Origin of the sequence: Phenylobacterium sp. (assembly GCF_031181185.1) — a bacterium.
Lineage (GTDB): Bacteria > Pseudomonadota > Alphaproteobacteria > Caulobacterales > Caulobacteraceae > Phenylobacterium.
Map to the genome: position 1 here is coordinate 1 of NZ_JAPSKZ010000100.1, position 13,487 is coordinate 13,487.

16 protein-coding genes and 1 tRNA gene are annotated in these 13,487 nt (G+C 68.1%); 5 read left to right on the forward strand and 12 right to left on the reverse strand.

What is annotated here, in order from left to right; genetic code table 11:
- The 4 genes from RIF93_RS12980 to RIF93_RS12995 all read right to left on the reverse strand — a co-directional run.
- Positions 1–209: hypothetical protein (locus tag RIF93_RS12980; protein ID WP_309091875.1), on the reverse strand; the 209-nt coding region annotated here is incomplete at its 3' end.
- Positions 209–865 carry a hypothetical protein gene (locus RIF93_RS12985; RefSeq protein WP_309091876.1) on the reverse strand — a complete coding sequence of 219 codons (657 nt, stop codon included), beginning with the start codon at positions 863–865 and terminating at the stop codon, positions 209–211. The genes RIF93_RS12980 and RIF93_RS12985, both read right to left, overlap by 1 nt.
- 250 nt (positions 866–1,115) lie before the next feature.
- Positions 1,116–1,616 (reverse strand): DUF1772 domain-containing protein, encoded by a 501-nt coding sequence (locus RIF93_RS12990; protein WP_309091877.1) that lies wholly within the window; start codon positions 1,614–1,616, stop codon positions 1,116–1,118.
- Positions 1,617–1,678: 62 nt separating this feature from the next.
- On the reverse strand, positions 1,679–2,788 hold the full coding sequence (locus tag RIF93_RS12995) for a tyrosine-type recombinase/integrase (RefSeq protein ID WP_309091878.1): 1,110 nt from the start codon (positions 2,786–2,788) through the stop codon (positions 1,679–1,681).
- Between the two features lie 559 nt (positions 2,789–3,347).
- On the opposite strand from RIF93_RS12995, the gene RIF93_RS13000 reads away from it, so the two are divergent.
- From RIF93_RS13000 to RIF93_RS13015, 4 genes are read left to right on the forward strand one after another with little or no spacing between them, the layout of a single operon-like run.
- On the forward strand, positions 3,348–3,638 hold the full coding sequence (locus RIF93_RS13000; protein ID WP_309091879.1) for a hypothetical protein: 291 nt from the start codon (positions 3,348–3,350) through the stop codon (positions 3,636–3,638).
- Complete coding sequence (locus RIF93_RS13005; RefSeq protein ID WP_309091880.1) at positions 3,631–3,897, forward strand: hypothetical protein; 267 nt, start codon at positions 3,631–3,633, stop codon at positions 3,895–3,897. The genes RIF93_RS13000 and RIF93_RS13005 overlap by 8 nt, the downstream gene beginning before the upstream one ends.
- A complete protein-coding gene (locus tag RIF93_RS13010) occupies positions 3,894–4,703 on the forward strand; it encodes a helix-turn-helix transcriptional regulator (protein ID WP_309091881.1) in 810 nt (269 codons plus the stop codon). The genes RIF93_RS13005 and RIF93_RS13010 overlap by 4 nt, the downstream gene beginning before the upstream one ends.
- Positions 4,700–5,488: a thioesterase family protein gene (locus RIF93_RS13015; protein ID WP_309091882.1), complete on the forward strand. Its 789-nt coding sequence runs from the start codon at positions 4,700–4,702 to the stop codon at positions 5,486–5,488. Before RIF93_RS13010 ends, RIF93_RS13015 begins: the two co-directional genes overlap by 4 nt.
- Here RIF93_RS13015 and RIF93_RS13020 read toward each other — a convergent pair.
- The 6 genes from RIF93_RS13020 to RIF93_RS13045 all read right to left on the reverse strand — a co-directional run bounded on the left by RIF93_RS13020 (position 5,485) and on the right by RIF93_RS13045 (position 10,315).
- Entirely contained in the window at positions 5,485–5,883 is a 399-nt protein-coding gene (locus tag RIF93_RS13020; protein WP_309091883.1) for a DUF3574 domain-containing protein, read from the reverse strand. The genes RIF93_RS13015 and RIF93_RS13020 overlap by 4 nt on opposite strands.
- On the reverse strand, positions 5,880–7,046 hold the full coding sequence (locus RIF93_RS13025; RefSeq protein ID WP_309091884.1) for an isovaleryl-CoA dehydrogenase: 1,167 nt from the start codon (positions 7,044–7,046) through the stop codon (positions 5,880–5,882). The genes RIF93_RS13020 and RIF93_RS13025 overlap by 4 nt, the downstream gene beginning before the upstream one ends.
- Before the next feature lie 38 nt (positions 7,047–7,084).
- Complete coding sequence (locus RIF93_RS13030) at positions 7,085–8,338, reverse strand: lysozyme (protein WP_309091885.1); 1,254 nt, start codon at positions 8,336–8,338, stop codon at positions 7,085–7,087.
- A gap of 72 nt (positions 8,339–8,410) precedes the next feature.
- A complete protein-coding gene (gene mgtE / locus RIF93_RS13035; protein ID WP_309091886.1) occupies positions 8,411–9,841 on the reverse strand; it encodes a magnesium transporter in 1,431 nt (476 codons plus the stop codon).
- A 63-nt stretch (positions 9,842–9,904) separates the two neighbouring features.
- Positions 9,905–9,989: transfer RNA gene (locus RIF93_RS13040), tRNA-Leu, on the reverse strand.
- A 74-nt stretch (positions 9,990–10,063) separates the two neighbouring features.
- On the reverse strand, positions 10,064–10,315 hold the full coding sequence (locus tag RIF93_RS13045; RefSeq protein ID WP_309091887.1) for a FliM/FliN family flagellar motor switch protein: 252 nt from the start codon (positions 10,313–10,315) through the stop codon (positions 10,064–10,066).
- 72 nt (positions 10,316–10,387) lie between these two features.
- Between RIF93_RS13045 and lipB the strand changes: the two genes are divergently transcribed.
- The gene (gene lipB, locus RIF93_RS13050) at positions 10,388–11,110 is read left to right on the forward strand and encodes a lipoyl(octanoyl) transferase LipB (RefSeq protein WP_309091888.1); all 723 of its coding nucleotides are present in this window, start codon (positions 10,388–10,390) and stop codon (positions 11,108–11,110) included.
- Here the strand turns inward: lipB and RIF93_RS13055 are convergent.
- Positions 11,107–11,517 (reverse strand): DUF805 domain-containing protein, encoded by a 411-nt coding sequence (locus RIF93_RS13055; RefSeq protein WP_309091889.1) that lies wholly within the window; start codon positions 11,515–11,517, stop codon positions 11,107–11,109. The genes lipB and RIF93_RS13055 overlap by 4 nt on opposite strands.
- Before the next feature lie 37 nt (positions 11,518–11,554).
- A partial coding sequence (locus RIF93_RS13060) for an acetyl/propionyl/methylcrotonyl-CoA carboxylase subunit alpha (RefSeq protein ID WP_309091890.1) occupies positions 11,555–13,487 on the reverse strand: 1,933 nt, incomplete at its 5' end.

Sequence of the window (13,487 nt, forward strand, 5' to 3'; positions counted from 1 at the left end):
CCGTCGTCCTTCTCCTCGACCTGCTGATAGGACCCGTTGATATCGCGGGGGTCGGGCGACGGCGGAGGCGCGTCCGGCGGCGGACTGCCGAACTCCTGCTCCACCGCACGACCCTCAATCTTGGCCGTGCTGGGAGCCACCTGGGCCTGCGCGACGCTTGTGACGGCGGCACAGACGACAAACGGAAGAAGGTGTCGACGCATCGTCATCAGCCCCCTGTCCGTTCCAGACAGACATCCTCCTTGATGCGCGCCTGGGGGTCGCGCGCGAGCCGGAGAGCGGCGCGCCAGGGCGTCTTGAATGTCTTAGGGTCCTCGATGGTCACTACGAGGTCGATCTCATTCGCGGACCGGACCGAATATTCCTCGACCACTTTGAGGGCGTCGCTGTGCGGCAGGCCTGTGTCGTCGAGCACCGTCGCGTCATTGAAGCCGATGGTCTCGATCCGCAGGGTGTCGCCCCGCCAGGCCCCCACCGACTGCCCGAGGTAGCTCGGGCCTACGATCTCCGGCTGGGCGATGTTCATGTCGACGACGCGCACCAGGCGGTTCCACTGGTACAGGATCACGATCTGCTCGGGACGCTGCAGGAACTCGAAGGGGGCGGACTGCAGGAGCAGCCTGGGAAGTCCCGGCGGAAGGCACCTGCGCGCCCGCTCCACGTCCGTCCGTGGCGCCGCGACCTGTGGCCCGGAGGGCTTCCACGTCGCCTGCACGCTCTCGAGCAGAGGCGGCGACTTGTCGTCCTCGGTCATCAGCGCCCTGGGAGGATTCAGCACGCTCCAGGCGCCGCCGTTCAGATCCGGTTCGGCGGCCGCCAGATTGGGGAGCCACGCCAAGGCCGCCACCATCGCGATCGAACGCATTTTCCAGCGCATCCACACTCACTCGATCAAGACACCTTGGGGCAGTGGACCCGCACCGTCCGCGAACGGCAATGTCCCTAGGCGCCACCCGCACTTTAAGAGAAGCGGCCGGACGCCGCTGCGCTCTCCCCTCGGCGCGGGACAGGCCCGACGGCGCTCGAAGCTGCGCTGCGACCGACATGGGGAGCAGTCGTTCGGAGTTGCGCGAGGCACTGGGAGCGGCCCCAATCCCCATCGACACAGGCCTCAGTTAACTGAGCGAAGCCCACAAGAACGCGGCAGTCGCCGCGCAGCCGAGCGCAGTTCTTCCAGCGTGAAGGCGGTTCCAATGTTCGATCATTTTCCGCACATCAACGTCAGTTGTGGCTGAATCGGCCGCCATAAGTTTGTGGTTCACGGGCATGATGACCAGGAAGGTGAAAGGCCAGTTCACGATCATCAAGGCGCCTCCCACCATCCATTCGGGCCTCCCAGTCTGCCACCAAGCGACCCCGCCGAGGAGCAAACCAAGCACGGCAAGCGGCGCCTGCATGAGCGTCCCCCGCTTGTAAGCAAGCTTCCATTCGGTCAGCAGGTCCGGCGTGGCGAGTTGCAGTCTGGCTGGCTGCTCGACAATGTTGATGTAGAGGGCTGCGCCCGCGAACACCGCGGACACGACAAGAGCAAGCTGTCCTGAGATCATGCGTGCCTCGGATGAACGTTGCGCCAGGTGCTGCGAGCGGTGCTGACGAAGCACAATAGTGCGCGCCATTCACCCGGCGAAACGTCTTCGCCACGCTGACCGATTGACAGGTGCTCCGCTGCCTCCGGCTTCTAAGGGACTGCTCGTTTGCCGCTCACCGAAAGCCGCTGGGAAAGAAGAACCGCGAGGTCGTCTGCAGCGGCGTGCTTCGCTGTCCGAACGAGATGAGCGTATCGCTGCGTCGTCTGAATGTCCGTATGCCCCAGCAGCTGCCCAATCTGGTCGAGCGTGTAGCCGTTCGACAGGGCCTCGGACGCGAAGGAGTGGCGCAGATCGTGGACCACGAAGTCTTCGAGTTCCGCCGCCGCGAAGATCTTCTCGATGTACGGGTAAGGCGGCGTCTGGAAGCCTAGCAGCCACCCACGACGAGGACGTAGCGACTCGACGATCTCCTGCGCGGCCGGCGGGAAGTAGATCTCCTTCGGTCCCGTCTTATGGGAGGTCTTGTGGACCTCCAGCGTGAGGATGCCATTCCTGTACCAGGAGCGTTTTGCCTTCAGCAGTTCGCCGCCCCGGCACCCCAGCATGAGAAGCAGACGCAGGAACGCGACCGGCCCCGGCCAGCGCTCCTCGTGATCAGCCAGCGCCTTCGCCAGCCGATCGTACTCTTCCTCCGTCAGGTAGCGGCGGCGCTGCGTCTCTCGGAACCGGGGCACGCGGCGACATGGGTTTGGCTCTATGCCCGCCCAGTTGAACATGTGGGAGAGCGTCGCTCTCAGGCGATTGAAGTTGATCGGCGCGTAGGTCATGGCGCGTCGCAGGGCGAACACGTCCTGGGGCGTGATCTCGGCCGCGATCCGTTTGCCCCACCGGGGCCGGATCTTCTTGTTGAACTCCTGTTCCTCGCGAAGCGCCGTCCGCTTCCTGGGCCTCGAGTACTCCTCCAGATACCGGTCGATCAGCTCGTTGACCGTCTCCCCCTCGCGGGCCGCCTGCCAGCGCGCTGAGGGATCATCGCCAAGCGCCGCCCGCGCCAGCAGCTGCCTCGCCATGTCCCGAGCCAGCTGCAGATTAAGCGTCGGGAAGTCCCCGAGCTTAGGCCGCCGGCGCTGTCCGGATCGGGTTCGGTAATAGACGTAGAAGGTCTTCCGGGCGCCCTGCACGCGGAGCTCGAGCCCCCGCACCTCATCGTCCTTCAGCAGGTCGCCTGACTTGGCAGCTTTGATCTGTGAGAGATTCATGCGATATTCGTTTTCAGAAATGAATATCCGCGACTCTTGTTTCCAGGTGTCACCTGGGTGTCAGAAGAGTTCGTATTGTATCGTATAGGAGGCGGTTGGCTCGTACCCCACATAGGCCAGTCTCCGAGAGCGTCGCGCGTTGTCGCGCAGGATCGGATACTGATTTTACCCATCCAGTGTCTCACCGCTATCAACCGGAAATCACTGCTGGATCAATGACCTCCGCCTCCGCGCGGTAACATTGCTTCGAAGCCGTTCTTACGGACTGTGAATTTCCGAGATCGGTGGGGGCGGGCTGGAAACGGCCCGCCCTTTCGATTCCTGCTCCGATGCGATATGCAGGCTTCGCCCTGTCCGTAAGGATCTCGTCGATGCGCCTTTCGCGCCCGATCTTCGCGACGATGATGATTACCACCCTCCATAACGGACGGGGGCGATCCCGCGCGGCCTGACGAACCGCCAAGATCGTAGATTGCAGCAACCCCGCTCCGGCCAGGACGCGGGGTTTTCCAATGGCTTTCGCGCCCGGCTGGGGCCTTCTCCGCAGAAGGACCCGACCATGTCAGAACCTCTTCAACGCCTCGCCGACGCCGCCGAGCGCTTCGCCGAGCGCCTACGGCCCAGCGCCGCCAACCGCGTCGAGGCGCGCCTCGACAGCCCGGACGGCATGCCCGCCCTCTGCGCCGTCGAAGGCGTGTTTGCCCGCCTGCTGCCCGCCGGCACGGCCAAGGAGCTGGTGTGGCTGACGCGGGCCCAGGGCGCGGCCGGCGATCGGCTGCAGCTGCGGGCCTACGGCGACGACAACGCCCTCCTCGCCGAGGAGGTCTTCGAGCTCGCCGCCGATGCGTAGAGTCGACATCTACGTCCTGCGCCTCGCGCCCGAACCGGACGCCCTCGTGCGCGTGTTGACCGTCGCCGCCCGCCTGCCGGGCGCCATCCGCAGCCTCTCGCATGTGGAGGCCTACACCCGGCTGGAGATGCGCGGCCTGACCTTCGAGTTCGGCCAGTTGCTGGCCGCGCGCCTGCGGGCCCTGCCCTGCGTGTCCGCCCTCCATTACCTCGAGGGTCATGGACCGGCCGCGCAGACGCTGGATAAGGTCGCGTCATGAGCCTGAAGACCCGACCCGTGGGCGACCATATCCGCGAGTGGCGCCAGCGCCGCCGGATGAGCCAGCTGGACCTGGCGCTGGACGCCGACATCTCGACCCGGCACCTCAGCTTCCTCGAGACCGGCCGCGCCCAGCCCAGCCGCGAGATGGTGCTGCATCTCGCAGACCAGCTGAACATCCCGCTGCGCGAGCGCAACGTGATCCTGGTTGCGGCGGGCTTCGCCCCCGTGTTCGCCGAGCGCCCGCTGGAGGATCCCGAGCTCGCCAGCGCCCGCAGGGCCGTGGACCTGATCCTCAAGGGGCACGAGCCCTATCCGGCCCTGGTCGTGGACCTACGCTGGAACCTGGTGGCGGCCAACGCCGCCGTCGGTCCGCTGCTGGACGGTGTCGATCCGGAGCTGCTGCAAGCGCCGATTAACGTCATCCGCCTGGCCCTGCATCCCAAGGGCCTGGCGTCGCGCACGGCGAACCTCGCCCAATGGCGCAACCACCTGCTGGAGCGCCTGCGCCGCGAGGCCGACCTGACCGCCGATCCGGGCTTGATCGCGCTGATGGATGAGGTGAAGGGCTATCCCGTCCCGCCGGCCAGCGACCGCCGCGGCGAGGACTATGGCCAGGTGGCCGTCCCGTATCAGCTGCTGATGGGCGACAACCTGCTTTCCTTCTACTCCACGACCACGGTATTCGGCACGGCCGTGGACATCACGCTTTCCGAGCTGACGCTCGAGACCTTCTTCCCCGCCGATCCGGCCACGGCCGAGGCCCTGGCCCAGGCGCACGCCGCACGGACCGCGGCCGCCGCATGACCGACGCCGTCTTCGAAGTCGCAGGCGCATCCGGACGCTGGACGGCGCGCGCCACGCCCTGGGCCGCCGGTCCGTGGGACCCGGGCCTGATGCACGGCGGCGCGCCCTCGGCCCTGATCGCCTGGGCGGCGGAACAGGTGGAGACGCCTGCGCCCATGCGGATCGCCCGGCTGACCATCGACCTGCTGCGGCCGGCGCCCGTGACCGAGTACGCGGTGGAGACCGAGGTGCTGCGCCAGGGCCGCAAGATCCAGCTGCTGCAGGTGCGCCTCACGGCCGGCGACGTCGAGGTCACCCGCGGCACGGTCCTGAAGGTCCGCACCGCCGATCTGCCGACCTCGGGCGAGTTCATGGCGCCGCTCGACGAGCCATTGCCCGAAGCCGGGACCCCGTCGTCCATCCGGCTGGACACGCCCAACAACTTCGGGGGCAATTTCGAGATGCGCTCCGTTCGCGGCGGCTTCGGCGAGCCCGGACCCGCCGCCAACTGGTTCCGCCAGCACCGGGCGAGCATTCTGGGCCAGCCGATTTCGCCCGCCATGCGCGCCGCCTCGGTGGCCGACTTCTCGAACGGCATCTCCTCGGTGCTGCCGTTCGACGAGTGGACCTTCATCAACGGCGACCTGACCGTCAGCTTCGCCCGCCCGCCGCGCGGCGAATGGATCTTGTCGAACGCAGTCAGCTGGATCGCGCCCGACGGCGGGGGCCTGGCGATGACCCGCCTGGCCGACGTGGACGGGTATTTCGGAGTCGCCCAGCAGAGCCTGGTGGTGGAGCGGCGCTAAACCGCGACGCAGGCGGCCTGGGTCACCACCACGCTGTCCTGCCGGAAGCGCGTCTGATAGGCGGTGCGGACGGCCTGAAGGCGCTTCTGGGTGTCGCCGCGGGCAGGCAGCACGATTAGCACAACCTTTTGCGCTTGGCGGATCAGCTGGTTCTCGGCGCCGCGCCATTGGCCGCCGCCGTCCAGGACGGTGACCCCGTTCGGGAAGCGTGGCGTGATCTCCTGGTCCACGAAGGTGCGAAGCTCGGCGTCCCGCACCGCCGGAGCGCCCGGCTGGCCGCCCAGGAACAGCTGGGCGGTGCGCAGGTGCTCCTGCCCGGCGGGGCAGCTGGGCGCCTCGAGCGTGGCGCACCCCGCCAGGCCCACCGCCGCCAGCATGCCCCCCAGAGCCTTCATCCGCCCACCAGCTCCCGTCCGATTAGGAAGCGCCGGATCTCGTTGGTCCCGGCGCCGATGTCGTACAGCTTCGCGTCCCTCAGGAATCGCTCGACCGGATATTCCTTCGTATAGCCCGCGCCGCCCAGGGCCTGGATGGCCTCCAGCGCCACCTTCACGGCGTTTTCGCTGGCCATCAGGATGGCGCCGGCCGCGTCGAAGCGGGTCGTCATCCCAGCGTCGCAGGCCTTGGCCACCGCATAGACGTAGGCGCGCGCCGAGTTCAGGGCGACGTACATGTCGGCGACCTTGCCCTGCATCAGCTGGAACGAGCCGATCGGCTTGCCGAACTGCTTGCGCTCGCGGACGTAGGGCAGGACCACGTCCATACAGGCCTGCATGATGCCGAGCGGACCGGCCGCCAGCACGGCTCGCTCATAGTCCAGTCCGCTCATCAGCACGCCGACGCCGCCGTTCAGCGGCCCCATGACGTTCTCTTCGGGGACCTCGCAGTCCTCGAACACCAGCTCCCCGGTGTCGGACCCGCGCATGCCCATCTTGTCGAGCTTCTGCGAGACGCGGAAACCCTTGAAGTCCTTCTCGATGATGAAGGCGGTGATGCCGCGGCTGTCCGCCTGCGGATCGGTCTTGGCGTAGACGATCAACGTGTCGGCGTGCGGCGCGTTGGTGATCCAGAATTTCGTGCCGTTCAGGACGTAGCGGTCGCCCTTCTTCTCGGCCTTCAGCTTCATCGAGACGACGTCCGAGCCGGAGCCGGCCTCGCTCATCGCCAGCGATCCGACGTGCTCCCCCGAGATCAGCTTGGGCAGATAGCGGCGCTTCTGCTCGTCGGTGCCCCAGCGGCGCAGCTGGTTCACGCACAGGTTCGAATGGGCGCCGTAGCTCAAGCCCACCGAGGCCGAGGCGCGCGACACCTCTTCCATGGCGACCACGTGCTCGAGATAGCCGAGCCCCAGGCCGCCGAACTCCTCTTCCACGGTCACGCCGTGCAGGCCCAGCTCGCCCATCTGGGGCCACAGCTGGCGCGGGAATTCGTTGGTCTGGTCGATCTCGGCCGCAAGCGGCGCGATCTTGTCGGCCGAGAAGCGGGCGGTCGTCTCGCGGATCATGTCCGCCGACTCGCCGAGGCCGAATTCGAGGTTGGGTCCGTGGTTCGGGATCATGGCGGCGAGTTAGCACGCGCCGCCTTGAGCGTCAGCGCCTACTCGCGCTCAGACATGCGGCCGAGGCGCTCGAGCAGGCGGAACACGGCGACGACGAAGAAGCCGACCCCGGCCACGCCCGCGGCCCAGGCCACCAGCAGCGGGGTCGCGCCCTCGCTGGCGGTCGCCGCGCGCGCGTTCAGGCCCCAGAACACACCGAAGCCGAAGAACGCCAGCCCCAGGAGCGCCAGCACCAGGTCGGTGGAGAGGCCGCCGGTCTCCTTCTTCCGCGGCAGCGGGGCGACGCGGGCGGGGATGAATTCGTGGACGGCGTGGTCGTCGATGAGGACGCGTGGCCCATCCGCCGCTTCCTCCTTGACCAGCTGGGCGTCGTTCGCGGGCTCAGGCGCCTCGAAGGCCTCGGCCGGCTCTTGCGGCGCCTCCGGCGCGGGCTCGGCTTCGGCCGCGGGCTCGGGCTCCGCCAGATCGAGGGGCGGCGCGGGGTCGGGCTGCGGCGACGCCTCCTCCCGATCGGCGGCTTCGGGGACGGGAGCGGCTTCGGCCGCGGGCTCAGCGGCCGCCTCCGACGGCGGCTCCGGCGCAGGCTCCTGACCGGCCTCCGGGAAGATCGTTTGCAGGCGGGCCGTCACCGCCTCGGCGGCCGCCCGGACCGCCGCGCCCGGCGCCTCATCCTCGATCGGCGGCGGCACGGGAACCTCGCCGTCCTCGCTGACCAGCACCGTCTCGCCTTCCAGCGAGGTGACGAGTTCGGTGGGCTTCTCGGCGGGAATCAGCTCGCGCGCATCGGCGTCGACCAGCGGCCGCAGCACCGGCGACGGCGCCGGCACCCAGGCGTCGCCGGGCGGGGTCAGGAACAGGGTCTTCTCGGCCGAGCGGCGGCGCACCAGGGCGTCCAGCACGATCCGGCGGCCGCCAAACTCGACCTTGCGCCACAACTCCATGGCGCAGGCCGCCTGCAGGGTCTCGCCGGCGTTGAGCCGGGCCAGCACCTGCGAGGTGCGGAAGGCGTCCGTGCCGATGTTGAAGACGAAGCTGGCCAGCGCGTCGAACTGGTTCTGCGTCAGCGGGATCAGCGCGTTCTCGTTGACCGCGTGGGCCACCGCGATCAGGTCGTAGATCAGCAGGGCCTCGGCGTCAGGCTCGGAAATCTCCGCGCCTTCACGGGCCGTCAGTGTATGGCCATAGCCGATCGTCCAGCGGCCGTCGGGCAGCTGGGCGGCCTTGCAGCGGTAGCCTTCGAACCGCTTGATCAGCTCGATGGCGTTCCGGGAAACGCGGTGTCGCGGACGCATGGCCTAAGAAAAGTGACCCAAAACGGCACAGGCGGAGGGAGCCTGTGGGCCCCGCCGCAACTACCGGGCCACTTACAACAGAATGAGCGCCGCGAGACCCAGGAAGGCGAAGAAGCCTGTGAAGTCTGTGACGAAAGTCACGAAAACGGAGGAAGAAACTGCCGGGTCGCGCCCCATCCGCTCCAGCGCCAGCGGCACGGCGGCCCCGGCCAGCGAGGCGACGAACAGGTTGATCAGGAGCGCCAGGCCAAAGGCGATGCTCAGCCGAAGGTCGTGGAAGATCGCGTACAGCACCCCGCCGGTGAGCAGGGCCAGCACCGCGCCATTGGAGAGGCCCACGGCCATCTCGCGGCTGACCGTGCGGATGGCGTTGAAGGCCGAAAGCTCGCGGCTGGCCAGCGCGCGCACGGCGACCGCCAGGGTCTGGGTGCCGGCGTTGCCGCCCAGCGACGCCACGATCGGCATCAGGGCCGCGAGGATCGCCAGCTTCTGGATCTCGCCCTCGAAGGCGCCGATGACGCTGGCGGCGAGCGCCGCCGTCACCGTGTTGACCAGCAGCCACGGCAAGCGCGAGCGCACGATGCCCCAGACACCCGCGTCGCGGCCCGCGTCCGACACGCCGGCGAGGGCCAGGATGTCCTCCTCGCCCTCCTCCTGGATGACGCCCACGATGTCGTCGACGGTGATCTGCCCCACGAGGCGCCCGCCCGGCTCGACCACCGGCGCCGAGATCAGGTGGTACTTGTCGAAGATGTAGGCGACCTCTTCCTGGTCCATATCGACCGGGATTTCCGTCACCTGCCCCATGATCTGGGCCAGCGGCACGTCGCGCTTCGAGCAGAGCAGTTGGCTGACCGGCACGGCGCCCACGGGCTTGTAGCTGGGGTCGACCACATAGACGTCGAAGAACAGCTCCGGCAGCTCGTCGGCGTCCTTCCGGAAGTGGTCGATGGCCTGGCCCACGGTCCAGAACTGCGGCGCGGCGACCACCTCGCGCTGCATCAGACGGCCGGCGGTCTCGTCTTCGTAGGCGAGCGTCGCCTCGATGGTCGCCCGCTCCAGTTCGGGCATTGCCGCCAGCACCTGGGCCCGCTTGTCGGCCTCCAGGTCGTCGACAACGTCGGCCGCGTCGTCCGATTCCATCTCCCCGATGGCCTTGGCCAGCGTCGCCGACGGGACGTGCTCCAGCACCTCCTCGCGGATTTCCGTATCCAGCTCGGAGAGGATCTCGGCCAACGTCTCAGGGTCGAGGTGCGGGACCAGCTCCTCCCGCGCGTCCGCCGAGAGGAAGCCCATCAGGTCGGCCACGTCGGCGGGGTGCAGCGCGCCCAGCAGCTCGCGCAGGCGGTCCGCGTCGCCACGGTCCAGCGCGTCGACCACGTCGGAGACGAATTCCGGATTGAGCGCGTAGTCCTCGCCGAGGGCGAGGTCTTCCAGGTCTTCGTCGATTTCGGCGGAGAGCTTCTTGTCCAGCTCGGTGAGGTCGTCCGTTTCACGGCTCATGCGGACCTCCCTGGCGATGTTGCGGACGGACTAGCTCGTGCCTCGTTGAAAACCCTGATTCACTGGTGCGGTCGAGAAGACTCGAACTTCCACGGGTTGCCCCACAGCGACCTCAACGCTGCGCGTCTACCAATTCCGCCACGACCGCTCGTGGTGAGGCGCGGCAGGTAGCAAACGCCGGATGCTTTGTGAAGGGCGCTGCGTAACTTAGCCGCCGCAGCCTCAACCGCCCCCGGCCATGTAGTCGTAGACGTTGGCCTCGCGCGTGACCGCAATGGCGATCTTGTCGTCCGAGATCTGGATCTCGCCGCGGGCCACCGGATGGTTGTTGGCCAGGATCCACACTTCCTCGTTTACGGTGGCGTCCAGCGGAATCACCGCCCCGCGGCCCATGCGCAGCAGCTGGGCCATCGGCAGACTGGCGCGACCCAGCACGACCTGGATCTCGACGTTGACGGCCTTGACCTGAGACACGGACAGGACACTCCAAGCGGGCGCTTCATTGGGCTTTGCGCGAAGCAGGCCCGACGCCCACATTGGGGGAACATGCTTGACCGCGCGTTAAACACCATCGCCCTGCCCCGCTTCGGCCGAGACGACGGGGTTCCGGCCGGCTGGGCGGTCTCCCAAGGCCTGGTGGACTATCCGGCTGCCGTGGCCGCGATGGAGGATCGCGCCGCCGCCATCGCCGAGGGCCGCGCCGGCGAGCTCGTCTGGCTGCTTGAACATCCGCCGCTCTACACCGCGGGCGTATCCGCCAAGCCGGACGACCTCCTGGAGCCCGGCCGTTTCCCCGTCTTTGAGAGCGGCCGCGGCGGCCAGTTCACCTACCACGGCCCTGGCCAGCGGGTGGCGTATGTCATGCTCGACCTCACCAAGCGGCGGCGGGACGTCCGCGCCTTCGTCGCGGCGCTCGAGGCCTGGGTGATCGGCGCGCTCGACGCCTTCAACGTCCGCGGAGAAGTCCGTGAGGGCCGGGTCGGCGTCTGGGTGGAGCGAAAGACCCCGGGCGCGCCGCCCCGGGAGGACAAGATCGCCGCCATCGGCGTGAAGCTGCGCCGATGGGTGTCGTTCCACGGCGTCTCGCTGAACGTGGAGCCGGACCTCAGCCACTTCTCGGGCATCGTGCCCTGCGGGGTCACCCAGCACGGCGTGACCAGCCTCGTCGACCTCGGCCTGCCCGTGACCCTGGACGAGGTCGACGCCGCCCTGAAGGCCAGTTTCCGCGCGGTCTTCGGGGAGGTGGAGGCGGTCTCGCCGCCGGTCTAGGCCGGCGCCAGCGGCCGCAGGGGATTGGCCCCAAAGCGATTGGCGCCCGGCTCGCCCGGCATCACCGCCAGCTCCACCGCCGCCCACAGCAGCACCAGGAAGAACGCGAAATCGAGGAAGTTGGCCGGATGCGGCCAGCAGGCGGCGATCGACAGCAGGATCAGCGCCGCCCACCAGCCCGAGCGTCCGCGGTCGTGCAGCCGTTTCGAGAGCACGCACGCGCCGCAGTAGATCAGCACCGGATAGACCAGCCAGCCCGTCAGCAGCCGCGGCATCAGCCCCTCGACCAGCGCCTCGTACAGCGCCGCCAGGCCCAGCAGCACCGCCGCCGCGATGAGCGACGGGAGCCGCGGAGCCCGTCCGTTCGCCGACAGGAACAGCTCCGAGAAGCCGATCTGGCCGTTCATGGCGCCTCCCCAAGCGGAATCGGAGCCGATTCCTACGTCAGGCGAACTCTAACAGAACCTCATCCGCCGCGACGCTGTCGCCGGATTTGGCGTTCACTGCCTTCACCGTCCCGTCCCGCTCGGCGCGGATGATGTTCTGCATCTTCATGGCCTCGAGCACGGCCACGACCTCGCCGGTCTTGACCTCCTGGCCTGCGGCCACGTCGATCGACACCACCAGCCCCGGCATCGGCGAGAGCACCATTTTGGAGGTGTCGGCGGCCTTCTTCGGCGGCAGCTTCTCGTGCAGCTCGGCCGAGCGCGGAGTCAGCACCAGCACATGGGCGGTCGCGGCCCGGTGGCGGATCATGAAGCCTTCTGCGGCTGGCTTCACCGCCACGGTGAACGGCTGTCCGTCGAGCTTGCCGCGGAACAGCGGCCGTCCGGGACGCCAAGCGACGTCGGTCAGGCGGTGCGCGCGGCCCTTGCCCTCGACCACCAGAGCCTCGCCTTCCGTCGAGACGCGCACCGCGCGCTTCTCGTGGCCGATCACCTCGATCCAGTCTTGCCGCAGCTGCTCCGGCGCCGAGCGCGCCAGCAGCGTGCGGTGCATCGAGAGCGCAACGGCGCCCATCAGATCCTTCTGGAAGTCGGTCGGGGGGAGGCCGTGGAAGCCGTCCGGGAATTCGTCCTTGATGTAGTTGGTCGAGAGTTTCCCCGAGCGGAACCGGGGCTGGTCCATCACGGCGGCCAGGAACGGGATGTTCTGACCCAGGCCCTCGATGTGGAAGTCCTCGAGAGCCCGGCCCATGCCGTCGATGGCCGCGTCACGGGTTTTTCCCCAGGTTGAGAGCTTGGAGATCATGGGGTCGTAGAACATCGAGATCTCGTCGCCCTCGCGGACGCCGGCGTCGTTGCGGATGACCGCCGGCCCGGCCGGGCCTTCCGCCGGCGGCTCGTAGCGCACCAGGCGGCCGATGGAGGGGAGGAAGCCGCGGTACGGGTCCTCGGCGTAGATCCGGCTCTCGATGGCCCAGCCGTTGATCTTCAGGTCCTTCTGCCCGAACGCAAGCTTCTCGCCGTAGGCGACGCGGATCATCTGCTCGACCAGGTCGACGCCGGTGATCATCTCGGTCACCGGGTGCTCCACCTGCAGGCGGGTGTTCATCTCCAGGAAGAAGAAGCTCTTGTCCTGGCCGGCCACGAACTCGACGGTGCCGGCGCTGTCGTAGCCCACGGCCTTCGCCAGGGCGACGGCCTGGTCGCCCATCGCCTTGCGGGTCTTTTCGTCCAGCAGCGGGCTGGGCGCCTCCTCGATGACCTTCTGATTGCGCCGCTGGATCGAGCACTCGCGCTCGAACAGGTGGACGACATTGCCGTGCTTGTCGCCCAGCACCTGGATCTCGACGTGCCGGGGGCTCTCGATGAACTTCTCGATGAAGATCCGGTCGTCGCCGAAGCTGGCCTTGGCCTCGGCCCGCACCGCCGGGAAACCCTCTTCCACGTCCTTGCGGTTCCACGCGACCCGGATGCCCTTGCCGCCGCCGCCGGCCGAGGCCTTGATCATCACCGGATAGCCGATCTCCTCGGAGATCTTGATGGCGTGCGCGGTGTCGTCGATCTCGCCCACATGCCCGGGCACGGTGGAGACGCCCGCTTTGGCGGCGAACTTCTTCGACTCGATCTTGTCGCCCATGGCCTCGATGGCCTTGGGGTTCGGGCCGATGAAGACGATGCTCTCCTTGGCGAGCCGCCGGGCGAAGCTGGCGTTTTCCGAGAGGAAGCCGAAGCCGGGGTGCACCGCCTCGGCGCCCGTCTGGCGCACAGCCTCCACGATCTTGTCCTGCAGCAGATAGCTCTGCGCAGCCGGCGGCGGGCCGATGAACACGGCCTCGTTAGCCATCTCGACGGCCATCGAGTCGGCGTCGGCCTCGGAGTAGACGACCACCGTCTTGATGCCCATCCGCCGGCAGGTCTTGATGATCCGAACG

Bases quoted from the DNA above. Each gene is read 5' to 3' on its own strand.
- RIF93_RS12985 (WP_309091876.1), bottom strand. From the start codon at position 865: ATGCGTTCGATCGCGATGGTGGCGGCCTTGGCGTGGCTCCCCAATCTG.
- RIF93_RS12995 (WP_309091878.1), bottom strand. From the start codon at position 2,788: ATGAATCTCTCACAGATCAAAGCTGCCAAGTCAGGCGACCTGCTGAAG.
- RIF93_RS13005 (WP_309091880.1), top strand. From the start codon at position 3,631: ATGCGTAGAGTCGACATCTACGTCCTGCGCCTCGCGCCCGAACCGGAC.
- RIF93_RS13030 (WP_309091885.1), bottom strand. From the start codon at position 8,338: ATGCGTCCGCGACACCGCGTTTCCCGGAACGCCATCGAGCTGATCAAG.
- RIF93_RS12990 (WP_309091877.1), bottom strand. From the start codon at position 1,616: ATGGCGCGCACTATTGTGCTTCGTCAGCACCGCTCGCAGCACCTGGCG.
- RIF93_RS13025 (WP_309091884.1), bottom strand. From the start codon at position 7,046: ATGATCCCGAACCACGGACCCAACCTCGAATTCGGCCTCGGCGAGTCG.
- RIF93_RS13000 (WP_309091879.1), top strand. From the start codon at position 3,348: ATGTCAGAACCTCTTCAACGCCTCGCCGACGCCGCCGAGCGCTTCGCC.
- RIF93_RS13020 (WP_309091883.1), bottom strand. From the start codon at position 5,883: ATGAAGGCTCTGGGGGGCATGCTGGCGGCGGTGGGCCTGGCGGGGTGC.
- RIF93_RS13055 (WP_309091889.1), bottom strand. From the start codon at position 11,517: ATGAACGGCCAGATCGGCTTCTCGGAGCTGTTCCTGTCGGCGAACGGA.
- RIF93_RS13010 (WP_309091881.1), top strand. From the start codon at position 3,894: ATGAGCCTGAAGACCCGACCCGTGGGCGACCATATCCGCGAGTGGCGC.
- mgtE (WP_309091886.1), bottom strand. From the start codon at position 9,841: ATGAGCCGTGAAACGGACGACCTCACCGAGCTGGACAAGAAGCTCTCC.
- lipB (WP_309091888.1), top strand. From the start codon at position 10,388: ATGCTTGACCGCGCGTTAAACACCATCGCCCTGCCCCGCTTCGGCCGA.
- RIF93_RS13015 (WP_309091882.1), top strand. From the start codon at position 4,700: ATGACCGACGCCGTCTTCGAAGTCGCAGGCGCATCCGGACGCTGGACG.